Source organism: Lutibacter sp. (genome assembly GCF_016342705.1).
Taxonomy (GTDB): domain Bacteria; phylum Bacteroidota; class Bacteroidia; order Flavobacteriales; family Flavobacteriaceae; genus Lutibacter.
In genome coordinates, this window is sequence record NZ_JAEINV010000014.1 from 24246 (window position 1) to 50029 (window position 25784).

Consider the following 25784-nt stretch of genomic DNA (forward strand, 5'->3'; position numbering starts at 1 on the left):
GTTAAAAATAGTATAGAAAAAATATAATTCTTCAACATAATTTATAAAATTTGAAATTTTTAATTAGGCGAATATAATAAATTATTCTTTATGCAAAAAACGTTGTTTATTTAATAATTGTTCTTCTGTTTCAACCGCAGCTTCGTCCGGAACACAACAGTCAACAGGACAAACAGCTGCACATTGAGGCTCGTCATGAAAACCTTTACACTCCGTACATTTATCAGTTACTATAAAATAATATTCATCACTTACCGGTTCTTGAGAATCATCTGCATTTACAGCATTTCCATTCGGTAATACTAACTTTCCAGAAAGCGCAGTTCCATCGGAATAACGCCATTCTTCAGAAGCTTCATAAATGGCATTGTTCGGACATTCAGGTTCACAAGCGCCACAATTAATACATTCATCGGTTATTTTTATTGCCATACTATTATTTAGATTATTTTTGTTGCAAATATAAAATTTTAAATCTAAAAATTATTTCAATGAATTTAGAGCAACGAATTGATGCATTTCAAAAATTGGGTATTTTCTTCAAACAATTTTCAACTTCAAAAATTGAAAAATTTGATAATTCTGAAATAAATACACTATTTTTTGATGCTTTTAAAATGCAAATTGAAAGAGCTCAGGAATTTAATGGTTGGTTTACCAAAGAAAATGTGTTAAGAGCCTTTGAAAGTTGGAGTGAAGCTTTAAGTTTAGAAAATTTAAAAAAATGGACTTCAAACTATCAATTTTCTGAAAAACCTGAACCAAAAAAAGTCGCTATTATTATGGCTGGAAATATTCCATTGGTTGGTTTTCATGATTTTTTAGCCGTTTTAATTTCAGGAAATAATGCACTTGTAAAACAATCCTCTAACGATAAGCATTTTTTACCTTTAATCGCCAAATTTTTAGAATATACCAATCCAAATTTCAAAAATAGAATAACGTTTAACGATCGTAATTTAACTGATTTTGATGCTGTTATAGCTACAGGAAGTAATAATACAGCACGCTATTTTGAGCATTATTTTGGAAAATATCCAGCTATTATTCGTCAAAACAGAAATTCAGCCGCTATTTTAACAGGCAAAGAAACCAAAGAAGAATTAGAATTGTTAGGAGAAGATATTTTTCATTTTTTTGGATTAGGATGCAGAAGTGTTTCTAAATTATTTATTCCAACGGATTATAACTTCGACCTACTTTTTAATGCTCTCTATAAGTTTAATGACATTATAAATTATAAAAAATACGAGAACAATTACGATTATAATAAGGCTGTTTATATTATGAGTTTATTCAACGTTCTGGAGAATGGATTTGTAATGTTAAAAGAAGATAAAAGTTATGCATCTCCAATAGCAACAGTGTTTTACGAATATTATGACGATTTTGAAAATTTGCTACTTAAACTAGAGACTGAAAAATCAGATATTCAATGCATTGTAAGTAACGAAAACGTTGTAGATTTCGTAAAATTCGGTCAAACTCAACATCCTAAATTATGGAATTATGCTGATAATGTCGATACAATTTCATTTTTACTAAAATTATAATCTTTTTTTTAGTAAATAAATCAAGGCTATTTCTCTTTTTTTTACGAAATTTGTGTGAACTAAACTCATATTTTATAAAAAAATGAAAAAACATAATTTTAGTGCAGGTCCTTGTATTTTACCGCAAGAAGTTTTAAAAAAATCAGCTGAAGCTGTTCTTAATTTCAACAATTTAAATTTATCCTTAATTGAAATATCACACAGAAGCAAAGAATTTGTTGAAGTGATGGAAAATGCGCGCAGTTTAGTAAAAGAATTATTAAACTTACCAGAAGGCTATTCTGTATTATTTTTACAAGGTGGTGCTAGTTTAGAATTTTTAATGGTTCCTTACAATATCTTAAAAGTTGGTGGAAAATCTGCTTATTTTGATACCGGTGTTTGGGCAGCAAAAGCCTTAAAAGAAGCTAAATTACTAGGCGAAGTTGAAGTATTTGCTTCATCAAAAGATAAAGTTTACAACTATATTCCAAAAAACTATACAGTTCCTACAGATGTAGATTATGTGCACTGCACATCAAATAACACTATTTATGGTACTCAAATTAAAGATTTCCCTAAAACGGATGCTTTATTGGTTTGTGATATGAGTTCTGATATTTTTTCTCGTCAATTAGATTTTTCTAAATTTGATATCATTTATGCTGGTGCACAAAAAAATATGGGCCCTGCAGGAACAACTTTAGTAGTTGTAAAAGATGAAATTTTAGGAAAAACGGGTCGTACTATTCCTGCAATGTTAGATTATCAATCACATATAAATGCAGATAGTATGTTTAATACGCCGGCTGTTTTCCCTGTATACGTTTCCATGTTAACATTACAATGGTTAAAAGATTTAGGTGGTATTCCAGCTATTGAAAAACTAAATGAAGCTAAAGCTGCGTTGTTATATGCTGAAATTGATAGAAATCCTTGTTTTAAAGGTTTTGCTGAAAAAGAAGATCGTTCTTTAATGAATGTTACTTTTAATTTAACTGATGAAGCCGACAAAGAAGCGTTTGATAAACTTTGGAATGCCGCTGGAATTAGTGGAATAAAAGGTCACAGATCCGTTGGAGGTTATAGAGCAAGTATTTATAACGCAATGCCAATTGAAAGTATTCAAGTATTGGTAGATGCAATGCAACAACTTGAAAAGCAAACTAAGAACTAAAAATAAACACAATGAAAGTATTAGCAAATGACGGATTAGCCAAAAGTGGAATAGCTGCACTTGGTTTAAATGGTTTTGAAGTAGATTTAACTACAGTAGCGCAAGATCAGTTAGTAGAGTATATCAACAAAAATAATATTGTTGTATTACTAGTGAGAAGTGCCACAAAAGTTAGAAAAGATATTATAGATAATTGCCCTTCTTTAAAAATTATTGGTCGTGGTGGCGTTGGAATGGATAATATTGATGTTGAGTATGCACGCGAAAAAGGATTAAAAGTGATCAATACTCCTGCTGCATCATCACATTCTGTAGGTGAATTAGTTTTTGCTCACCTTTTTGGTTTGGTTCGTTTTTTACACGAATCAAACAGAAATATGCCGTTAGAAGGAGATACTAAATTTGGAGCTTTTAAAAAGAGTTACGGAAAAGGTATTGAATTAAAAGGAAAAACATTAGGTGTTTTAGGCTTTGGAAGAATTGGACAAGCTACTGCAAAAATTGCCTTAGGTTTAGGAATGAAAGTAATTGCTTTTGATCCTTTTATGGATGCTGTTAATTTAGAAGTTGAATTTTTTGATGGACAAGCGTTATTCTTTAATGTGAATACTATTTCTAAAGAAGAAGTTTTAAAAGAAGCCGATTTTATTACATTACACGTGCCTGCTCAAAAAGAATATGTAATTTCTACCAAAGAGTTTGAAATAATGAAAGATGGTGCATTTATTGTAAATGCTGCCCGTGGAGGTGTTATTGATGAAGTTTCTTTAGTAAAAGCAATTGAATCTGGTAAAATTGCCGGTGCTGCGTTAGATGTTTATGAAAAAGAACCAACACCAGAAATTCAATTATTAATGAATCCTGCATTATCTTTAACGCCACATATTGGTGCTGCCACTGGTGAAGCTCAAGATAGAATTGGAACAGAACTAGCACAACAAATTATTGAAATTTTAAAATAATTTTGTTGTATATATATTTTTAAAAAGACTGTTAAATTAACAGTCTTTTTTTGTTTTAAAAAAACCAAAAATTGTAACTTTGAAATTATAAAAGTATCAAAATAATAGATTTAATCCTATGGCAATAATAAAACCTTTTAAAGGACTTCGTCCTCCAACAAATATAGTAGAAGAAGTAGCATGTTTACCTTACGATGTTATGAATTCTGAAGAAGCTGCAAAAATGGCTGCAGGCAAAAAAGCATCTTTACTACGTATTACGCGTGCTGAAATTGAATTTGATCCAAATACAGATTCTCACGATGAAAAAGTGTACGTGCATGCAAGAGCTAACTTTGATGCTTTTCAAGAAAAAGGCTATTTAATACAAGATAGTGAAGCTAAATATTATATTTACGCACAAACAATGAACAACAAAACACAATATGGAATTGTGGGCGCAGCGTCTTGTCAAGATTACGTAAATGGAATCATAAAAAAACATGAATTAACACGTCCAGATAAAGAAGAAGATCGTAAAGTACTTTCAAGAATATTGGAAGCGAATATTGAACCCGTATTCTTTACCTATAGAGCTGTTCCAGAAATTGATGAAATAGTTTCAAATATTACAACAAACAATGCTCCTGAATATGATTTTACCGCTGAAGATGGCTTTGGACATCATTTTTGGGTAATCAATGATGCTGCTATTAACAAAAGAATAGAACAACTTTTTAAAGAAAAAGTACCTTTTACGTATGTAGCTGATGGTCATCATAGAACTGCCGCTGCTGCTGGTATGAGTGAAGAATTCAGTATGAAAAATCCAAATCATACGGGCAATGAAGATTACAACTTCTTTATGGCCGTACATTTTCCAGATACACAACTTCAAATTATTGATTATAACCGTGTTGTAAAAGATTTAAACGGATTAACTGCTGATGAATTTATAGCTAAGGTTAAAGAAAATTTTATTGTTAATGAAATTAGTGAAGCTATTGTAAAACCATCAAAATTACATGATTTATCAATGTATGTAAATGGTAAATGGATGGGTTTAACGGCGAAAGAAGGTACATTTAACGATAATGATCCTATTGGAAGTTTAGATGTTAGTGTGTTATCAAAATACATTTTAGAACCTATTTTAAATATTAAAGATTTAAGAACAGATACTCGTATTGACTTTGTTGGAGGTATTAGAGGTTTAGGCGAATTAAGTAAACGCGTAGACTCTGGTGAAATGGCGGTTGCCTTTGCTTTATTTCCTGTAAGCATGCATCAATTAATGAACATTGCAGATACTGGAAATATTATGCCTCCTAAAGTAACTTGGTTTGAACCAAAATTACGTTCAGGTTTAGTAATCAATAAAATAAATTAAGTTTAGTGAGCATTCAAAACAATTTACAGTCCATTCTACATTCAATTCCTAAGAACGTTACCTTAGTTGCTGTTTCAAAAACAAAGCCTGTGGCCGCTATTTTAGAAGCTTACAATGCCGGACAACGGGTTTTTGGAGAAAATAAAATTCAGGAAATGGCTGAAAAACAAGCAGTGCTTCCTAAAGATATTGAATGGCACATGATTGGCCATTTGCAAAGCAATAAGGTAAAATATCTGGCGCCTTTTGTAAGTTTAATTCACGGTGTTGATAGCCTTAAAAAATTAGAGGAAATTAATAAACAAGCCATAAAAAATAACCGAATTATTGATTGTTTGCTTCAAATAAAAATTGCAAGCGAAGAAACAAAATTTGGTTTATCAACATCAGATGCTACTGCTTTAGTAACATCTGATGTTCTTAAAAATTTAAAAAACATCTGTATAAAAGGGTTTATGGGAATGGCTACTTTTACAGATGATGAAACTATTATAAAAAATGAGTTTAGATTATTAAAAAATTACTTAAATTCATCAAAAAAATACAAATCAAGCAATTTTAACCCAACAATACTCTCTATGGGAATGAGTGGCGATTATGAAATAGCCATTGAAGAAGGTAGTACTATGGTAAGAATTGGAAGTTCAATTTTTGGAACAAGAAACTATATTTAATTTTTGTACGCAATACTAGACATAGAAACCACAGGAGGTAAATTCAACCAAGAGGGAATTACAGAAATTGCTATCTACAAATTTGATGGCCATCAAATTGTTGATCAATTCATAAGTTTAATTAATCCTGAAAGGGAAATACAACCTTTTGTAGTAAATTTAACCGGTATCAATAGCGGAATGCTTAAAAATGCACCAAAATTTTACGAGGTTGCCAAACGTATTGTTGAAATAACAACCGATTGTGTTTTAGTGGCGCATAATGCCAATTTTGATAATAGAATTTTAACTACAGAATTTAGACGTTTAGGTTTTGAATTTGAAAGAAAAACCTTGTGTACGGTTGAATTAAGTCAAAAATTAATTCCCGAACAAGCTTCTTATAAATTAGGTAAACTTTGTAGAGCCTTAGGAATTCCTGTTTCCAGCAGACATAGAGCTGAAGGAGATGCTATTGCCACTGTTCAATTATTTAAACTTTTACTGAATAAAGACATTCATAAAGAAATAATTAAAAGTGCTATTAAAATTGATACTAGCAAAAAACTAGCTCCTAAATTATTAAACATTTTAGATGAGTTGCCAAAACATATTGGATTATTTTATGTGCACAATTGTACCAGTAACATACTTTATATTGGCAAAGGTTTAAACATACAAAAAGCCGTAAATCAGTTATTTTTAAGAACTTCCAAAAAAGCCGAAATTATTCAAAATAGTGTTGTTTCTGTTTCCTATGAAGAAACTGGAAACGAATTAATTGCACAACTAAAGTATTTAGAAGAAATTAAAACCAACAAACCAAAATTCAATTTTTCTAAAAAACAACAATTCTCTGAAATTGAATTCAGCAATGAAAATTTATTAGTAGTAGATAAAGGAAGAACCATTGGTGAAAAATCTGTTTTACTGATTGAAAACAATCAATTTAAAGGGTATTGTTATGTAAATCTAGAATACCAAATTAACAATATAGAAATCCTTCGAACCCTAATTTCACCTATGGAGAACTCTATTGAAAATAGATTCATCATAAAAAATTACCTTCAAAAAAATAAAGTCGAAAAACTAATTAGATTTTAAAAATACGTCATATAGCGTATTTTTTTTAATTCCTGAGGCATTTATATTTGTAAATGAGCATATTAAATATGTTCAACTTTACATAAATAACTAATATATATGCTTTCACCATGAAAAATCTAACACTTTTATTTGTATGCTTTACTTCTTTTATTTTTAGTCAAGAACAATTTACTACCGGATTATTATTAGACAAAGAAAAATATGAAGCTATTGAATTAACAGCTCCTTTAACCACAAGAAGCTTAGACGATTTACCCAAATATTATAGTTTAAAAGCCTACTGCCCTACTCCTCAAAGTCAAGGAACTCAGCCTTCCTGTGTTGGATGGGCAAGTGGTTTTGGTGCAAGAACAATTTCAAATGCCATAAAAAATAAATGGGCAAATAACATTGCTAAAATTAATGAAAACACCTTTTCGCCTGCTTTTGTTTATAATTTAATTAAAGGTCCTACAGATACTGCTTGTCAAAATGGCTCGTATGTTTCTGATGCTATGATGCTTATTAAAAAGTATGGAATTTTAAAATTAAGTGATTTTAACTACAATCAACAAGCCTGTACAACTTTACCTACAGATAGTGCTTTTGAAATTGCAGGATTAAATAAAATTGAAAACTTTGAAAGGTTGGCAAATTGGGATAATCCATCCAACTTGGCTTTAAAGGTTAAAAAAGCCATTGCAAACAACAATCCAGTAGTCATTGGTATGCAAATTTCAGATACCTTTCATTATACAAAAGGAACTTGGAGTGGCTTACAATCTGGAAATGTTGGTGGTCACGCTATGGTAGTTGTAGGATATGATGACAACAAAGATGGTGGCGCTTTTGAAATTATGAACTCTTGGGGTGCTACTTGGGGAAATAATGGATTTATTTGGGTGAAATATAACAACTTTGAGAGTTACGTAAAAACAGCCTATGTAATGATTGATGAAATTGAAGCGCCAAAACCTGAAACCATTGCTTTACAAGGATCTATGAAACTTCAATTAAGCAATGGCACTGCCATGAAAGCCTCTCTTTTACCAGATGCCACACGTAATTTTAATATTGTAGCGGCTAGTAAAAGCACGTATAAAATTATGGATTCTTATAATTCTGGCACTCAATTTAGAATTTATTTTGATAGCCAACAAGCAGCCTATATTTACTTAATTGGATATGGAGGAAGCGATAAATCTATCAATCAATTATACCCTTTTGACAACTATAGCGCTTATTTTGGATACTCAAAAAGTGAAATTGCCATACCTAATGAAAATTATTTTATTGAATTTGACAACAAACCGGGTACAGATATTTTATGCTTATTATATAGCACACGAATGCTCGATTTAAATGCCATTCTCACGTCGCTAAAACAAATGAAAGGAGAATTTACTAGCAATCTAAAAACCATCTTACAACCGTATTTATATGCTGGAAAAGATTTACAATTAGACCAAAATAATATTGCATTTAAGGCAACTTCCACAAACAAAAATGCAGCTATTGTCCCTCTTTTTATTGAAGTAAACCATAAATAAAAACAGTATGAAACTAAAGGTACTTATTCCAATATTATGTAGCTTTTACATAGGCTTCGCTCAAAATACGGAAATTTTTTCTGATAATTTCAATTCAAACATTCACAATTGGTACGAAGGAAGTGATGCTAAAAGAACATTTTCTGTAAGAGATGGCTATTATTATTTTGAACACAAGCAGAAAACTGGTAGCTGGCTATCTACACAAAATATCACTATTGATACCCAAAGAGATTATAAAATAGAGGCTACCATTAAAAAAATAAGTGGCGTTCAAAATGCTGGTTATGGAATAGACTGGGGTACAAATGATGAATATTTTGAATTTTTAATTACCAGTCAAGGTTATTTTTCTTTATACAACTATTCAAAAGCTACTAATCAATTTATAGCTGTAAAAGATTGGGAATTCACCAATACCACCTATAATACAGAAGAATCATCCAATATTTTATCTATCACTAAAATAGGAAACACCACCACTTTTTATGTGAATAACCAATTAATTTATACGGCTACTTTAAAAACAATTGAGGTAGACAGAGTTGGGTTTGTTGTAAATCAACATCAAAAAATAGGCATTGACAATTTAACTGTATCCTATTTATCGGGCGGTAAAAATTATGCATTTAATGAGCAATTTAGTTCAAATTCAAATTATTGGCCTACTGGTTCTAATGAATACATTAACACGTATTTACAAGATGGCAATTATTATTTTAATCAATTTCAAAAATCTGCAGGTCAATATAAAACCATATACGCTCCTATAGATAGTTACAAAGATTTTGAAATTGAAACGGAATTAACAAAACTTTCAGGGGAAGATAATAGTGGATACGGGCTAATTTTTGGAAGGAAAGATGCGAATAATCAATACCTATTTAATATTTCTGGAACGGGATTTTATAGAATTTCTAAATATGATAACGGTACGTATACCAACATTATAGATTGGACTGCTTCAGAGACCATTCATAAAAATAACGGAATTGCAAATAAACTCACTATAAAAAAAGAAAACAACAAGTACTTATTTTATATAAACGACACTTTTATAAATGAAATTCCATACACAGCTTTTTTTGGAAATAATATTGGTTTTGTTGCCTTTACAGAACAAAAATTTGCTGTTAATTATGTAACCATTCAATATCTTGACGGTAAAAAAGATGTTATTGTAACTAATAACAACACTAGTAAAGATTATATTATGAATGAAGATTTTAATAATAACAATGCTTTATGGATCTCCGGAAATTCGGAGAATTACAATTCATACGTAGCAAATGGAAAATATCATATTGAACACAAAAGAGAAACGGGCGGTTATTATTTTGGCAAAAATGTAACCATCAACCAATCTAGAGATTTTGAAATTGAAACCACGTTAGAAAGAAAAACCGCTACAAATACAAGTTTAGCATTTGTTTTTGGAAAAAAAGATGATAATAACAAATATGAATTTTTCATTTCAAATAATGGCAGTTATTTGCTTCGGAAATATATAAATGGTGAAAAAACAATAGTTTTTGATTGGACAGAAAGTCCATATATTGCAACAGGTACAGCAGCAAACCGCATCAGTATTCGTAAAAACGGAAATCAATATCGCTTTTTTATCAACAATCAATATTTAGATAAAATTGAAATGAATTCCTTACCAGGCACAAGTTTTGGTTGGGTTATTTATGATAAAACAATCTTGGAAATTGATGATTTAAAAATTAAATATCTTCAAGAAGATTTTAATAATCCTCCAGAAATTGAAATTATAGAACCTGAAGTAGTTTCAAGAGGTTTTAAAATTGTGAAAACAAAAAACATTCAGGTAAAAGGAAAAGCCACAGACAAAGATGGAATTTATTTTGTAAAAATTAATGATATTGATGCCTACGTAGCTGCAAACGGTGATTTTAATGCCGATGTTCCTTTAAAATTTGGAGATAATGAATTAGTGGTAACCGCATCAGATATTAAAGGAAAAACAACCACTAAAAAGTTCTATTTTAAACGAGAATCGCCTGTAATTGTTGTAAATAATAACAATAATGACGATATTGACGACACGACTAACGATAACATTGTCACTACCAATAATGGTGAATATTACGCTCTTTTAATAGGTGTTAGTGATTATGGAGATGCCAAAATTGTAGATTTAGAAGATTTACCTAATAAAGATGCCGAAGGTTTAGCCACTATATTAAAAACATTTTATAATTTTAAGCCTGAAAATGTAAAAGTGTTGGTAAACGCTAAAAGAGTAGAAATTTTAAACGCTTTTGACGATTTGCGTAAAAAATTAACCGATGAAGATAATTTATTAATTTTTTATGCAGGGCATGGAGTTTACGAAGAAGATTCTGAAGTTGGGTATTGGTTGCCTTCAGATGCTGAAAAGGAATATACGGCAAATTGGATTCAGAACTCAGTAATTGTATCCACTATTAAAAGAATTAAATCGAAGCATACCTTGTTAATTTCCGATGCTTGTTTTAGTGGAAGTATTTTTAAATCAAGAGCATTAACCGAGGATGCTCCATTGGCATTTAAAAAATTATATGAATTACCAAGTAAAAAAGCAATTACTAGCGGAACTTTAAAAACAGTTCCTAATAAAAGCGTATTTTACAAATACTTAACAGATCGATTGAAAAGTAATAATGAAAAATATATGTCTGCATTAGACTTATTTAGCGCCATTAAAACACCTGTTGCCAACAACAGTTCAACCGTACCGCAATATGGTGTTATTCATGGGATTGGTGATGAAGGTGGAGATTTTATATTTATTAAAAAATAATCATTGGAAGAACCTAAATCAACGTTTCAAAAAAGAAAGGAAAAAATACATCAAATTATTTACGAAGCAGATACGCCTGCTGGGAAATGGTTTGACATTATACTGATACTCACTATTATAGTGAGTATCATTTTAGTCATGTTAGAAAGTGTGGTAAGTTTTGATGCTAAATACCATAATTTCTTAAACATTGCAGAATGGGTGATTACTATTTTATTTACCATTGAATATTTTTTAAGAGTGTACACCATTAAAAAACCCAGTTCCTACATTTTTAGTTTTTATGGTATTATAGATTTGTTAGCCACCATTCCAAAATATATTTCATTGGTTTTTGTCGGCACACACGCACTAATCGCCTTGCGAGCATTGCGTCTTTTAAGAGTGTTTCGAATCTTAAAATTAGCGCGATATTTAGGGGCTTCAAAAATATTAAGCACCGCTTTAAAAGCAAGTAAAATAAAAATTATTGTTTTTTTATTATCTGTATTAATATTAACCATTATTTTAGGAACTATTATGTACTTAATAGAAGGTCCTGTAAATGGTTTTACAAGTATTCCATACAGTATGTATTGGGCAATAGTCACCTTAACCACAGTGGGTTACGGCGATATTTCTCCACAAACACCATTAGGCCAATTTATTGCAAGTATTGTTATGATTTTAGGATATGGTATTATTGCAGTTCCAACAGGAATTGTAACTTCTGAAATGAGTAAAGTAGATCCCGTAATTAAAAACACACAGCATTGTTCCCATTGCGGCTCAGACAAGCATTTAGACCATTCAAAATACTGTAATAACTGTGGTGAAAAATTAAATATATGAATAAGTACTTAATTGCAGTTGTTGGTGCTACTGCCATTGGAAAAACAGCTTTAAGCATTCAATTAGCAAAGCATTTTCAAGCAGAAATTATTTCATGCGATTCTCGTCAGTTTTACAAAGAAATGGAAATTGGTACAGCTGTTCCCAACAATGAAGAATTGGCTGCTGCACAGCATCATTTTATTCAAAACAGATCAATTTTTGATAATTACAGCGTGGGCGATTTTGAAAAAGATGCCATTTCGCAACTAAACGAACTCTTTAAAACAAGCAATGTTGTTATTATGGTGGGCGGAAGTGGCTTGTATGCAAACGCCGTTATTGATGGTTTAGATTATTTTCCAGAAGTTTCACCAACCATTAGAGCCGAATTAAATTCCCGGATAAAAAATGGCGAATTAGCACAGCTTCAAGAACAATTAAAGCAATTAGATGTTGAAAGTTATCAAACTATTGAAATTGAAAATCCACATAGACTTATAAGAGCTTTAGAAATCTGCATTGGCACAGGAAAACCCTATGCTTCCTTTAAAAATAAAAATAAGCAGTTACGAAATTTTACAACCATTAAAGTGGGATTAACCGCTCCCAGAGAAATCATGTACCAACGTATCAATCAACGTGTTGATATCATGATGCAACAAGGATTGCTGGAAGAAGCTAAAAAATTAGCACCTCATAAAAACCTAAACGCATTACAAACAGTGGGCTACAAAGAATTGTTCCAATATTTTAATGGGGAAATCACTTTGGATGTTGCGGTAGAAGAAATTAAAAAAAATACCCGAAGATTTGCCAAAAGACAAGTTACTTGGAATAAAAAGGATACTGCGATTCATTGGTTTAATTTTGAAGATGACACTGCTGACATCATAAAAAAAATAACAGCATTGCTCCATGTTGCATAAAGAAGAACTCAAACAATTTTTAGACGAAAAAGTAATTCAATATAACCATCCAACATTTATTGAAAGTGATCCCATTCAAATTCCTCATTTATTTACGGTAAAAGAAGATATTGAAATTGCAGGTTTTTTAACGGCAACTATTGCCTGGGGAAATAGAAAAATGATTATTAAGAATGCACATCAAATGATGGATCTTATGGGAAATTCTCCCTACGATTTTGTGATGCATCATAAAAATCATGAGTTAAATACTTTTGATAATTTTGTGCACCGTACCTATAACAGTTCCGATTTTAGATATTTTATAACTGCTTTACGCCATATTTATAAAAATCACCATGGCTTAGAAGCTATCTTTCAAAAAGCCGCTACTAAAGATTCTTTGCAACCAGCCATACATCAGTTTAAAAAAATATTTTTTGAACTTGAGCATTTAAATCGTACTGAAAAACACATTTCAGATCCCTTAAATGGTTCTGCGGCAAAACGCATCAACATGTTTTTACGATGGATGGTGAGAAAAGATACTACTGGGGTTGACTTTGGGATTTGGAACAGCCTCTCTCCCTCGCAATTATCATGTCCCTTAGATGTGCATTCTGGAAATGTTGCCAGAAAATTAGGATTGCTTACCAGAAAACAAAATGATGCAAAGGCTTTGCTAGAATTAGATTTGAACTTACGAAATATGGATAAAAACGATCCTGTTAAATATGATTTTGCCTTATTTGGATTAGGAGTGTTTGAGAAATTTTGATTTTTTTACACGTAGAAATTAATCTACTCTTTTTTCTTTCTACTTTATTTTGTTTCATTTATAAGTTTTTTAATTAAACATTCTTGCGAATCTATATTTGTAAATTATGTATCATTTAAACAATCACTATTTTGATGGACTTCATAATTCATAAATCAAGTCTTTTTGCGATGTATATACCTTCATAAAGGTATTTACCCACCTATTTTATCAGATTTTAAAAATTTCAATAGGTTTAAGTTATAGCCCATAAATTTATATTATCATCAATATTTTTCATATATTTAAGTGTATTTTAATGTATTCTCACATAAAAAGCCTTTTTAATGAATATATAGTTAAATATTTGTTAATAGGCATTTTCAATTTTGTACACATCCAATGAAATCTTATATTTGTCTAACAAATAAAGATAATAGTTAAACAATAAAAAAGAACACATATGAAAACAATGATTATACTTAACCAATCCGATAAAAAAAGATTATTACAATTAAGCATTACCTATACCCGAAGAGCGCAATGGAATAACCAAAGAAGATATGAATATTAATTAAGATCAATTTTTACAAAACCTTTAAAAACTAACAAGATGAAAAAATTAAAATTAATAGCAGTAGCCCTTTTATTTGGGATGACAAGCATGTTTGCTTCAGAAAAAGTAGAAAAAACAACTACAGAAATTAGAAATCAAATTGTAAACTTATTTGATGATGCTAAATTTATAGCAGAAAGTGATTTTAAGGTGAACTTCAGTTTTACGTTCAATGCCAACGGAGAAATTATTGTCTTAAATGTAGATTCTACAAGAGCAGATATTAAAGATTACCTTCGAAAAAATGTAAATTACAAAAAATTAGACAATCCCGGGATTCCAAACGAGGTTTATACAATGCCCATAAAAGTGAAAGTAATTTCTTAAAAAGAGAAACAGTCACCATTAAAAACTCAGACACAAACGTCTGAGTTTTTTGTTGCTCCTATATTTCATTATTTGTAATGCCTTTAAAATCTCTCATCTTTTAAAGAATTTTAAGTACCTCTAAAAAACAAAACAGTACTAATGGTTTTAACAATAATTTTAAAATCCATCAACAAATTTCGTTCTTTAATATAATACAAATCATACATTAACTTATCCTGCTGATCTTTAACAGTACTTGCGTACGGATGCATAACTTGTGCCCAACCCGTTAATCCTGGCTTAATCACATGGCGCATCGCATAGTATGGAAGATCCTGCTCTAACTGTTGTACAAACTCAGGTCGTTCTGGCCTCGGACCTATTAAACTCATGTCTCCTTTTAATACGTTTATAAACTGAGGAATTTCATCAATTCTTGATTTTCGCAATAACCTACCAAATTTTGTCACACGCATGTCATTCTTTTTTGCCCAAACCGCGCCATGCTCCTCAGCATTTGTAACCATAGAGCGAAATTTTATAATTTTAAACTCCTTCCCTCTTTTCCCCACACGATTTTGCGTATAAAATAAGCCTCCCCAATTCCCTGCTAAATTTCCTAAAACCACAAACGGTACTAAAAAAACAAGGGTCACAATCCCCAAAAGTGAAATACCTATATCTAAAATTCTATGAAAGGACATGTATACATTATTCTCTTGGCTTTTACTAAAAGTAAAATAACTATAAAAATTATGCGTCAGCTTATTCTCTGATACTCTAAAAGTTTCATTTTCAATAAAGCTGTCTACACTTTTTATATTCAAACCTTTTTCAAAAATTGCAATCAGCTGATTGTTAATTTTTTTGGTAATTAACGCACTATTGGTAGAGGATACAATAATTTCATTAATCGCATATTCCTTCACTAACTCTGCAATATTTGCGTGTTGTATGTCTATAAATTTTAACGTGTCGTTTTTTATATTTTCATCAGACACGTAACATTTAATCATATTAATTTCTTGATGTTGCTCACAGGCTAGTATTTTTTCAATTTCTGCTTCCTCTGCAATAATCAAAATATTTTTTAAAAACCGTGGTGAAAAAATAAATTGAATATAAATAAACCTATTGCATAAAATTGAGATTAAAATAACTCCAAAAAAATAGAGGATTTGCAGCCTATTTTGTGGAAGTAATGGTGAATAATAGGGTGTAAATACATAAAAGATAGTTGCAAAAAGTACGGTAAGCACTGTACTTCTTAAGGTTAAATACTTATCACTCGCTACTTTTAAATTGTACATTTCAAATATTTCACCAAAAAAAAGCACATAAATACTCAATGAAATACTCCAAGTAAGAATTTGTGGATTCTTAAAATTAAAGTATTGATATTCTGTGACTAAGCTAATTACATAAAAGCTTAAAATTGGTAATAATACATCTAACAAACGTAAATATAATTTACGCTCAGAGAGGGAGAAATGTATTTTTGTATTTGGCATTTAATGTTAATGAATTACTAGCAAAAAATAATTATTTCAGTATCTTTTTTAGAATTAGAATAACCATTAATTTTAATGATTTTAACAGTTTAATATTTTCAAATTTACGATAAACTATCCAATTATATTTTAATAAAAAAAATTTATTACTAGAAACAGAATTCCTTCTTTTTGTGTAATACGCCAAAGGGATATCGATTCCTACAGCAGGAACTCCTTTTTTTGTAATTGACAACCACAATGCCCAATCTTGCCTTTTCAATAGCGCTGGAAAATAAACTTTTCCTAAAGATGTAACGGAATACATAGCCGTTAAACAACCTATATAATTATTGGTCAATAAATCATTATAGCTAACTAAAGGCTTCGCTTTTTGTATGTTAATAAATTCATTCGCTTCATTTACAATGGAATACCCCGTGAATGAAAAGGACAAACGACCTTCAATCATAGTTTTTGTTTGAATTGCCAATTTATTTTCATCCCAATAATCATCACTATCTAAAAAAGCAATAAAACTCCCAGATGCCTTTTCAATTCCTGTATTTCTACAAATTGCCGGACCTGAATTAATTGATAATTTAATTAATTTAATACGTGCATCCTCCGCACTAAACTTCTCAATAATTTCAACGGAGTTATCTGTAGAACCATCATCAATAATTAATAATTCCCAATTTTTATACGTCTGCTGTAACACACTTTCTATACTGCGCGAAATATATTTATCGGCATTAAAATTGGGTGTTATAATGGAAACTAAGGGATCATTCATAGCTTAAATGGTTGAAATAAAACTTTCTTGCTTTTTTAAATTTGCCGAAATAACCTGCTTACTTTTAATTTCAACATGCATATCATTTTTAAAATAACTTGTTATTTCTTTTTTAACAAGTGCCAATTGAAGGTCTGTCAACGCCTGCTCAATTAAAAATAGTAAAGTTCCTTTGGTATGCTGTTGCACCTGATAATTTAAATACAATTGCTGCTGTTGCCCCAAATTTTTAAAAATATAGTAAAAATACAAACTTGGATACTGTTCTTCAATACCATGCACCACTTTCCCAATTCTGCCTGTAACCTCTTTCAGTATCGTATGTTGCATACCACAAGTACAGTGCTCGGAAGCATCACCTAATGCTATATAATCCCCTAATTGATAACGTAGAATTGGAAATGATGTTTGTTGCAAATTTGTCACCAAAATTTCATTGTTAATTGCCTCCACAAGCACACCTTCCATATTGATATGCATACTTCCTTTTGGGCATTCAAAAGCAATAATTCCAGATTCGGCTGCACCATATTCGTTGATCATTTTTAAACCAAACGCTTTTTCTATTTCATGCTGATAGGCTGGAAACACTTTTTCTGAAGTCCCTTTAATCATTTTTAATTGGGTGGGCTTTTCCAACTGCCATTGGTTATATAGTTTAGCCACTTCATATATCATAGAGGAATAGCCGTGCATAAATGAAACTTTTTTTAATTTTGGAATCATTCTTTTTAAGGAATTTTCTTGGTAACTAAAAATTCTAAACCTATTTTGCAAGGCGTCTAAAATACCGTATTTCAATTTTGAAAATACCGAAAACTGAAATCCCCAAAAATATAAATTTCGTTCCCATGGCTGTACATCATACCATGAATACCCTCTAAAAATACTAGCTCTATTAAAAGAATCGGCATGTTCATCTTTCCAAAATGTTAAAGAACTTCCTGAAGTACCGGAAGTAGATGCTTTAAATTTTTTGTTCCCTTTTTTGAACGTATGAATTTCAGTGGCGTATTGAATCAATTCTTGCTTTGAAACGATGGGTAGTTTTTTAATATCCTCTAACGATTCGATATCACTTGGTTTCAATCCAATAGCATCGAACGCAGTTTTATAGTAGGATGAATGGTGGTAAGAAAACGCTACCAATTCTTGCAATTTCAACAATTGATACGCCTTGAGCTTTTCTAAAGACCAGTGCTCAGACTCCTTCAAAAACAAATAATTTTTTGTTAATGATGGATTTCTAAAGTTTTGTCCTATTTTAAAAATTAATTTATAACTCATTTCTGCACTACTTTTAGCCACATTTTCAGCACTTCTCTTTCATCAAACAATTCCACTTGTTTTCTAGCATTCTTTGCGATATTCAAACCTTCCAAAGGATTTTCCAATATGCTTCTTATAACTTCCGCCATTTCTACAGCATTATTTTTAGCCACCAATTTTCCAGTGTTCCCATCCGCTATGAGATATGAAATGCCCCCCACGTTTGTTGAAATTACAGGTAAACCCAATGCCATCGCTTCAATTACACTTACGGGCATATTATCAAAATTACTCGTATTTATAAAAATATCATAGTTTTTAGATTTCTGAATCCAATCCTCTTTACTTAATCCTCCAGTAAATTCAATCGCGGCTGCTACATTTTTAAATTTTGCAAATTCCATGACTTCTTGTAAGGAGCCATCTTTATCAGGCCCCACCATACACAAGGTAGCATTGGGAAAGCTCTTCTTTAATTCAACAAGCACTGCTACTGCCATTGTTGGATTGTAAATTTTATCAAAAGCACGCACCCATAATACCTTGGGAGCAAATGTAGTTCTTTCTGTAACTGCATAGGCATCTATGGCAATGGCATTGGGAATTACCATGGTAGGAAAGCCCGCTTTTGAAAATACTTCCAACAAATAGTGAGAAGGTGAAACATTGATCACCGAATTTTTAAAAATACAAGCAGCTAAAAAAGGATTTTTTTGAAGTCGCTGCGGTAAGTTTCCCCCATGTAAAATAGGAATGTATTTTATTTGAAATACCCTTGCTAGCTGTGAAATAATAAAAGCATAATAAAAATTGTTGGTACTATACGTATCTATTAAGATATAGGAGGCCTTGTAATTTTTTAGGACGCCCCAACACATATCCAAGAGTCTAATTATCCTATTTTTTTTATTGGAAAATACCAGCATATGAAAACCCGCACCTGCTAATGCAATAGATAGTTGTTGAATAGTGGTTGGATTTCCTTCTGATAGATTATTCCCTATGTATACAATTTTCTTCAAGTTCTTCTTCTTTATCAATGATCATCACACTCAATCCATAAATAAATGCAGGAAATGCAATCCTCATGGCTGAATGATTGATGGTTAAAAACCAAAATATTAAAAACGCACTTAAAAATGCGCGTGCAAACATGGGTTGCTTTAGAATGGTACGCATAGGAATAATTACCAAAAGAAATAAAATGAACAAACCAATCATCCCATGCTCTCCTAAAAGACGACTCACTTCATTATGAGAAGCTGCCACAATATCCGATTCTTCCATTCTTTTATATTTAGAACCTCCAACCCCAATACCAAAGAAAGGATGTTCAAAAAAAGCTTCCAATTCACTTTCAAATAAATCCACTCTTCCCGTACTAATATCTTCCTTCACTACCCCAGCCGCATTTTTGTTCTGATATCTATTGGTTAACATCCCACCCGTTAAATCAGAAGAATAGATCCAAGTTCCCACTATAAATAAAAACCCGAATCCAACATATTTAAAAAAGCTATAGAATTTGTCTTCTTTTGATAAAATATAGAAAAATAGAAAGGCTACAAAAGCCGCAAAAGCAGTCATCATCCCTCCTCGTGATAAGGTTATTAAACCTCTAAATACCAAATACATCAATAATAATACATCCAAGGTAAATAGATACAAAAACCTTTTATTTGAAAACAAATGCACGGCCGCAATAAAAACACCCAAGCCTAAAATGGTCGCTACCTGATTAGGTCCAAACCCACCAGAAGTATCAAAATTTGCACCCCCTCCAAATGCAATTTCCTTTAAATTGGGAGTTTTAAAAAATAAATAACTCAACATAGATACAATGGGTAAACACATCACAAACAAGGCGTTTAACAGTGTTGCTACTTTTATTTTTCTTCCGTAAAAATAAATAGCCGATACGCCTAATAAAACAGGGCCACTTAAATTAAAAGCCACTGCCTTACGTATAGATTCCGTAAAAGGAATGTCTACAAATGCAATGCCAATCAATAATAATAAGATATAGATCAGGTAACTTACGGACACATGATGTCGTTTATCCTCCACCAGCAACCCTACAAATAAAAAAAGTAATACGGTATATTTTGGTAGTTCATGAAATATCATGCCGCCAGACATTCTAAACAGCACTTCTCCCCCCACCAAATAAGCACTCCAAAACATGGCTTCATCATGCTTGTTTTTTGTTTTATAAATAACAATTAAGCCAATAAATAAAAGCAGCGTAGAGTAAATTTTACTAAAGGAACCTATTAACAATAATACACCCAATCCCAAATGCAGCAATGTAAATAGTAACCTTGTATATTTTGAAAAATTATACACGCTGATAGATTTTAATTAATTCCTCCATATAGGCCGCTTTTGAAAAATACGTAGTGACAAATATATGCAATGCTCCCCCAAGTTGTAGGCTGATTGGTTTGTTATTTATCAAAAATAAGATTGCTCCACTCAACGCTTGATGGTTTTCAGGAGCCACCAACACCCCTGTTTCATTCGGAACAATCACTTGAGGAATCGCTCCAACAGCAGTTGCAACTACTGGTAAAGAAGTCAATCCATATTCCAATAAACTCACCGGTAACCCTTCCGATTTTGATGCTAATACGCCTATCGTCGTTTGTTTTAAAATTTGGTAGGTATCCGAGCAATTTCCATAGATAAATACTGCATCTTGTAGCCCTTCTTTTTGAATCCATTCTTTTAATGTGGAAGCATAGCTATCATTTAAATCCGTTCCTACTAAATGTAGTGTCCAATCTGGAAAATGTACGTGCACTATTTTAAACGCTTTTACTAAATTAAAATGATCTTTTTGAGGGCGTAAATTGGCTAAACATAGGATTCGTTTTCCATCACCTCCCTTTAAAATAGTTTTCTTTTTTATAGTGGTATTTAAATGGGCAAAATTAACCAAATAGGTGCTATAAGCACTATGCAAATGACGCTTAGCCCAATCCAATAATAAGGCATTCACCGCAATACTGCTTTTAAAAAAGTAAGAACATATTTTTAGTGCTAAACGCTTTCTTTCTGCCAACAATTCACTATTTCCATAATGATCGTGCCAAATAATTTGAACCGATGGTTTCAGGAGTTTTACCAATACCGCGCTAAAAAATGAAGAGGAATGCGCATGAATGGTTGTAATTTCATGGTGAACTATATAAACCCGCAACCTCCATAGGGCTTTCAAATCCAGTGTTCCTTTTTTATGTAAAAACAAATATCCTACACCTTCCGAAATATTATTTTTTAAAGCCCCTTCCACACGCGTAGTACAAATATGAGAAGCTATACCTAACTCATATAAGCCATTCGCAATATTTACAGCCATCATTTCAGCTCCACCTGGCGTTAAAGAATCTATAATTTGTAGGACTTTTATGTGTTTGTTCATATCATTTAATTCACCCTTCGGATGTCTGTTTAAATCCGTCATCTCAGCCCTGAGGTTAGATTCGTCATGCTGATTGACGTTCTGCTTCGCATCATCAAGCTTAACTCGTTTCAATAGCTCATCTTCATTCCGTTATGCTGATCTCGTTTCAATAGCTCATCTTCATTCCGTCATGCTGAACTTGTTTCAGCATCTCATTCTTGTACTCCAAACCACCAGACCCTGAACTAAATTCAGGGTGACGCTTGTTTTCGTCATGCTGAACTTGTTTCAGCATCTCATCGTTCATTCCGTCATGCTGAACTTGTTTCAGCACCCCATCCTTGTACTCCAAACCACCAGACCCTAAACTAAATTCAAGGTGACAGTTCATTGCGCTATGTCCAGAGTCGTCATGCTGAACTCGTTTCAATAGCTCATCTTCATTCCGTCATGCTGAACTTGTTTCAGCATCTCATCCTTGTGTTCTAAATCATCAGACGCATAAACAAGTTCAAGGTGACAGTTCATTGCGCGATGTCCAGAGTCGTCATGCTGAACTTGTTTCAGCATCTCATCCTTGTGTTCTAAATCACCAGACCCTGAACTAAATTCAGGGTGACGATTGGTTATAACTTATTATAATTTTATAAACTCAAATCGTCATACAAATCTAATAAATTTGGGTTTTTTTTCTTTATTAAATTCCACTTCCAATCCTTGTGCCACCTTTTTAACTGTTTTTCCCTTTCAATAGCTATTTCTATATCGCTAAACACTTCAAAATATAATAAATCCCAAACATTATATTTTTTTGTGAAGGTTGAACCTATCCCTTTTTTATGATTTTCAATTCTTTCTATCAAATTTGAAGTTACTCCAATATATAAAGTGGTTCTTTTTTCATTGCTTAATATATAAATGTAACTTTCTTTCATCTATTTTTTTCCAATAACTTCGTCATGCTATTCTTGTTTCAATAGCTCATCGATCATTCCGTCATGCTGAACTCGTTTCAACATCCCTCTGTTCATTCCGTCATGCTGAACTTGTTTCAGCATCTTATCTTTGATTTCTAAATTTCCAGACCCTGAACTAAATTCAGGGTGACGCTTGTTTTCGTCATGCTGAACTTGTTTCAGCATCTCATCCTTCATTTCGTCATGCTGAACTCGTTTCAGCACCCCATCATTGTGCTCCAAATCACCAGACCCTGAACTAAATTCAGGGTGACGGTTCGTTGCGTCATGCTGAGAGTCGTCATGCTGAACTTGTTTCAGTATCTCATCCTTCATTTCGTCATGCTGAACTTGTTTCAGCATCTCATCGTTTATTCCGTCATGCTGAGAGTCGTCATGCTGAACTTGTTTCAGCATCTCATCGTTCATTCCGTCATGCTGAACTCGTTTCAGCACCCCATCATTGTGCTCCAAATCACCAGACCCTGAACTAAATTCAGGGTGACGCTTGTTTTCGTCATGCTGAACTTGTTTCAGCATCTCATCCTTCATTTCGTCATGCTGAACTTGTTTCAGTATCTCATCCTTCATTTCGTCATGCTGAACTTGTTTCAGCATCTCATCGTTTATTTCGTCATGCTGAACTCGTTTCAGCATCTCATCCTTACATTCCAAATTATGAGACCCTGAACTAAATTCAGGGAGACGTCCTTTATAACAACCTCCCTATTTCCTCTTTAAACCGTTCTAAGGTAAATGCTCTCGACCATTCCATCGCATTTTCCGCGTGCCTTTTATATGTTTCTTCATTGTTTATATAACCTTCAACAACTCGTACAATAGCTGCTACATTTGTAGAAACTAAGGTTCCTCTACTCCCATTCCCTAACATTTCTGGAACACAAGAAACGGCACTGGATAAAGGAACACATCCCCAAAACATGGCTTCTGCAACCACTTTTGGCCAACCCTCAGATTTTGATATAAACACTAAAAAATGTGCTTGCTGGTAGGCTTTCTTTACGATTTCTTTATGTGCATTTCCATGTAAAAAAACCACTTCTTCTAAGGAATTATCTAATATATAGTCTGAAATTTTAGTTCTTTCTATACCTTCACCATACATATCTAACTGAACGTTATAGCCTTTCCTTTTTAATTCGTGTACCACTTGCACACTTAATAAGGGTTGTTTTCCAGGTACTAAACCTCCTACGTATATAAATTTTAGTTTGTTAGCTGGAAACCCTGAACTAAATTCAGGGTGACGGTTCGTTGCGCCATGCTGAACTTGTTTCAGCATCTCATCGTTCATTCCGTCATGCTGAACTTGTTTCAGCATCTCATCCTTTATTTCGTCATGCTGAACTTGTTTCAGCATCTCATCCTTTATTTCGTCATGCTGAACTTGTTTCAGCATCTCATCCTTCATTTCGTCATACTGAACTTGTTTCAGCATCTCATCCTTCATTCCGTCAGGCTGAACTTGTTTCAGTATCTCATCATTGTACTCCACACCATGAGACCCTGAACTAAATTCAGGGTGACGTTTGTTTTCGTCATACTGAACTTGTTTCAACATCTCATCATTGTGCTCCAAACCATCAGACCCTGAAATAAATTCAGGGTGACGGTTCATTGCGCCATGTCCAGAATCGTCATGCTGAACTTGTTTCAGCATCCCATCCTTATTTTGTGAAATGTTTCTAATTTCAACCGCTTCAATTTCTTCCTCCGAATAACTCGCAGTAAAAAAAGGGACAATATTTTTGCTTTGATTTGGCCAATCCCCATATACCAATACTTTACAATTACGGGTCAAAAAAGTATTGGAAACGATCCATTTTTGAAGCCGATAACTCCTAGGTTGTGCACTCTTAGGATCCCAATTACCAGCATATTTTACGGTTTTTGGTTTGTTCATAAATAATAGTTGCACAACACAACCCAACAATCCAATATTTCCAGGACACCGCAGATGAATATGATCAGCCCATTGCATGGCTTTATAAATAGTATAGCAGATGTTAGGGATTTTTAAAATTGCATCTATACTGTTCTTTATGGAAGTAATAGCAAATGCAGGTATTTTAATTAATTGAATATCTTTCTTTTTGTTATCCAGAGAGTCGACATGCTGAACTTGCTTCAGCATCTCATCTTTCATTTCGTCATGCTGAACTTGTTTCAGCATCTCATTATTGTGTTCTAAATCATCAGACCCTGAACTAAATTCAGGGTGACGGTTCGTTGTATCGTTTTGCGAATCACTTTCTATCGCATCGTCATGCTGAACTTGTTTCAGAATCCCATCATTGTGCTCCACACCATCAGACCCTGAACTAAATTCAGGGTGACGGTTCGTTGCGTCATGCAGAGAGTCGTCATGCTGAACTTGTTTCAGCATCTCATCATCGTTCTCCACATCATCAGACCCTGAACTAAATTCAGGGTGACGGTTCATCGCGTCATGCTGAGAGTCGTCATTGCGAGGAGTGTGCGACGTGGCAATCTCTTCATGCTGAGCTTTATTGAAACCTTGTTTCCTAAATTCATACATTACATCTATCGCACTAACTTCATCCTCTGAAACTGGCGCAACAATCTGCACTTCATCCACATATTGCAACCACAAATTCATTTCCTTTACATAAGGCTCATAGCCAAAAATTTCATTTTCATGAAGTTTATGTTCGGCATGTGTAATGATTACGAATTTCATAGGATTGTTTCGGTGCATTCAAAAATAAGATTAAAAAGTAATATCTAAGAATATTTTTCTACTTTTTACCCCTCCCTAAAGGGTGAAGCCGAAAAATTATCAAATTTAGAACTCATATATTGAAAAAAGAACGCAATAGTTTTAGATTAGCTATTTTTCAATTCAATCTTTCTTATTTGATTTTTAATTTGATCTATGACATTCGAAATATCTTTTTCCACTTCTTGATTCGTACATCGGAATACTATAAGTCCATTAAATTCTAAAAAAGTGGTTCTTTCTTTATCTTTAAGTATTTGCGCTTGTTTTTCATGGTATCTACCATCTATTTCAATGACTAATTTTAGTTTATGAATATAAAAATCAACAATATATTTTCCAATGGGATGTTGTCTTCTAATTTTATACCCCAATACTTTAGCATCTTTTAACTTTTCCCACAATAGATATTCAGAATTAGTCATATGTGCTCTTAGATTTTGAGCCTTTTGAAAGGTATCACATTTAGCCCCTTTCCACATACTTACATCTAATTGATTTTTATCTATTTTCATTTGTACTCTTATAACTATAATTTTAAAATTGAGTTTTATTTGTCATAGGCTTTTCC

The 25784-nt window shown here is 32.3% G+C and carries 24 protein-coding genes; 12 read left to right on the forward strand and 12 right to left on the reverse strand.

Going from position 1 to position 25784, the window contains the following annotated elements; all coding sequences use genetic code 11:
• Positions 1-81 precede the first annotated feature (81 nt).
• The gene (locus JEY78_RS12580) at positions 82-432 is read right to left on the reverse strand and encodes a 4Fe-4S dicluster domain-containing protein (RefSeq protein ID WP_291851871.1); all 351 of its coding nucleotides are present in this window, start codon (positions 430-432) and stop codon (positions 82-84) included.
• 59 nt (positions 433-491) lie between these two features.
• Here JEY78_RS12580 and JEY78_RS12585 point away from each other — a divergent pair, with 59 nt between their 5' ends.
• The 12 genes from JEY78_RS12585 (at position 492) to JEY78_RS12640 (ending at position 14553) form a co-directional block, all read left to right on the forward strand.
• Positions 492-1553 (forward strand): acyl-CoA reductase, encoded by a 1062-nt coding sequence (locus JEY78_RS12585; protein WP_291851874.1) that lies wholly within the window; start codon positions 492-494, stop codon positions 1551-1553.
• Positions 1554-1635: 82 nt separating this feature from the next.
• Positions 1636-2709: a 3-phosphoserine/phosphohydroxythreonine transaminase gene (gene serC / locus JEY78_RS12590; protein ID WP_291851877.1), complete on the forward strand. Its 1074-nt coding sequence runs from the start codon at positions 1636-1638 to the stop codon at positions 2707-2709.
• A gap of 11 nt (positions 2710-2720) precedes the next feature.
• On the forward strand, positions 2721-3671 hold the full coding sequence (locus JEY78_RS12595) for a D-2-hydroxyacid dehydrogenase (RefSeq protein ID WP_291851880.1): 951 nt from the start codon (positions 2721-2723) through the stop codon (positions 3669-3671).
• Between the two features lie 118 nt (positions 3672-3789).
• Positions 3790-5040, forward strand: a complete 1251-nt coding sequence (locus tag JEY78_RS12600; protein ID WP_291851882.1) for a DUF1015 family protein — start codon at positions 3790-3792, stop codon at positions 5038-5040.
• A gap of 5 nt (positions 5041-5045) precedes the next feature.
• Positions 5046-5714, forward strand: coding sequence for a YggS family pyridoxal phosphate-dependent enzyme (locus JEY78_RS12605; protein ID WP_291851884.1), 669 nt, complete (start codon positions 5046-5048; stop codon positions 5712-5714).
• A 3-nt stretch (positions 5715-5717) separates the two neighbouring features.
• On the forward strand, positions 5718-6797 hold the full coding sequence (locus tag JEY78_RS12610; protein WP_291851887.1) for an exonuclease domain-containing protein: 1080 nt from the start codon (positions 5718-5720) through the stop codon (positions 6795-6797).
• Between the two features lie 110 nt (positions 6798-6907).
• Positions 6908-8329 (forward strand): C1 family peptidase, encoded by a 1422-nt coding sequence (locus JEY78_RS12615; protein WP_291851890.1) that lies wholly within the window; start codon positions 6908-6910, stop codon positions 8327-8329.
• Positions 8330-8336: 7 nt separating this feature from the next.
• Entirely contained in the window at positions 8337-11135 is a 2799-nt protein-coding gene (locus tag JEY78_RS12620) for a caspase family protein (protein WP_291851892.1), read from the forward strand.
• Positions 11136-11138: 3 nt separating this feature from the next.
• On the forward strand, positions 11139-11966 hold the full coding sequence (locus JEY78_RS12625; RefSeq protein ID WP_291851895.1) for an ion transporter: 828 nt from the start codon (positions 11139-11141) through the stop codon (positions 11964-11966).
• On the forward strand, positions 11963-12874 hold the full coding sequence (miaA, locus tag JEY78_RS12630) for a tRNA (adenosine(37)-N6)-dimethylallyltransferase MiaA (protein WP_291851898.1): 912 nt from the start codon (positions 11963-11965) through the stop codon (positions 12872-12874). The genes JEY78_RS12625 and miaA overlap by 4 nt, the downstream gene beginning before the upstream one ends.
• The gene (locus JEY78_RS12635; protein WP_291851986.1) at positions 12867-13631 is read left to right on the forward strand and encodes a TIGR02757 family protein; all 765 of its coding nucleotides are present in this window, start codon (positions 12867-12869) and stop codon (positions 13629-13631) included. The genes miaA and JEY78_RS12635 overlap by 8 nt, the downstream gene beginning before the upstream one ends.
• A 592-nt stretch (positions 13632-14223) precedes the next feature.
• Entirely contained in the window at positions 14224-14553 is a 330-nt protein-coding gene (locus JEY78_RS12640; RefSeq protein ID WP_291851901.1) for a hypothetical protein, read from the forward strand.
• Positions 14554-14663: 110 nt separating this feature from the next.
• Here the strand turns inward: JEY78_RS12640 and JEY78_RS12645 are convergent, their stop codons facing one another.
• The 11 genes from JEY78_RS12645 to JEY78_RS12700 all read right to left on the reverse strand — a co-directional run bounded on the left by JEY78_RS12645 (position 14664) and on the right by JEY78_RS12700 (position 25728).
• Positions 14664-16046 (reverse strand): exopolysaccharide biosynthesis polyprenyl glycosylphosphotransferase, encoded by a 1383-nt coding sequence (locus JEY78_RS12645; protein WP_291851904.1) that lies wholly within the window; start codon positions 16044-16046, stop codon positions 14664-14666.
• A gap of 31 nt (positions 16047-16077) precedes the next feature.
• Entirely contained in the window at positions 16078-16821 is a 744-nt protein-coding gene (locus JEY78_RS12650) for a glycosyltransferase family 2 protein (RefSeq protein ID WP_291851907.1), read from the reverse strand.
• Positions 16822-16824: 3 nt separating this feature from the next.
• On the reverse strand, positions 16825-18108 hold the full coding sequence (locus JEY78_RS12655; protein WP_291851910.1) for a phenylacetate--CoA ligase family protein: 1284 nt from the start codon (positions 18106-18108) through the stop codon (positions 16825-16827).
• Positions 18105-18968, reverse strand: a complete 864-nt coding sequence (locus JEY78_RS12660) for a glycosyltransferase family 4 protein (RefSeq protein ID WP_291851913.1) — start codon at positions 18966-18968, stop codon at positions 18105-18107. Before JEY78_RS12660 ends, JEY78_RS12655 begins: the two co-directional genes overlap by 4 nt.
• A gap of 115 nt (positions 18969-19083) precedes the next feature.
• Entirely contained in the window at positions 19084-20436 is a 1353-nt protein-coding gene (locus JEY78_RS12665; protein ID WP_291851916.1) for an O-antigen ligase, read from the reverse strand.
• Positions 20429-21628 carry a glycosyltransferase gene (locus tag JEY78_RS12670; RefSeq protein WP_291851919.1) on the reverse strand — a complete coding sequence of 400 codons (1200 nt, stop codon included), beginning with the start codon at positions 21626-21628 and terminating at the stop codon, positions 20429-20431. Before JEY78_RS12670 ends, JEY78_RS12665 begins: the two co-directional genes overlap by 8 nt.
• A 34-nt stretch (positions 21629-21662) precedes the next feature.
• A complete protein-coding gene (locus JEY78_RS12675; RefSeq protein WP_291851923.1) occupies positions 21663-21887 on the reverse strand; it encodes a hypothetical protein in 225 nt (74 codons plus the stop codon).
• A 253-nt stretch (positions 21888-22140) separates the two neighbouring features.
• A complete protein-coding gene (locus JEY78_RS12680; protein ID WP_291851925.1) occupies positions 22141-22431 on the reverse strand; it encodes a GIY-YIG nuclease family protein in 291 nt (96 codons plus the stop codon).
• Positions 22432-22458: 27 nt separating this feature from the next.
• Complete coding sequence (locus JEY78_RS12685) at positions 22459-23127, reverse strand: hypothetical protein (protein WP_291851927.1); 669 nt, start codon at positions 23125-23127, stop codon at positions 22459-22461.
• Between the two features lie 37 nt (positions 23128-23164).
• The gene (locus tag JEY78_RS15790; RefSeq protein ID WP_367158784.1) at positions 23165-24454 is read right to left on the reverse strand and encodes a glycosyltransferase family 4 protein; all 1290 of its coding nucleotides are present in this window, start codon (positions 24452-24454) and stop codon (positions 23165-23167) included.
• 866 nt (positions 24455-25320) lie between these two features.
• Positions 25321-25728: an endonuclease domain-containing protein gene (locus tag JEY78_RS12700; protein ID WP_291851929.1), complete on the reverse strand. Its 408-nt coding sequence runs from the start codon at positions 25726-25728 to the stop codon at positions 25321-25323.
• Positions 25729-25784: the final 56 nt, after the last annotated feature.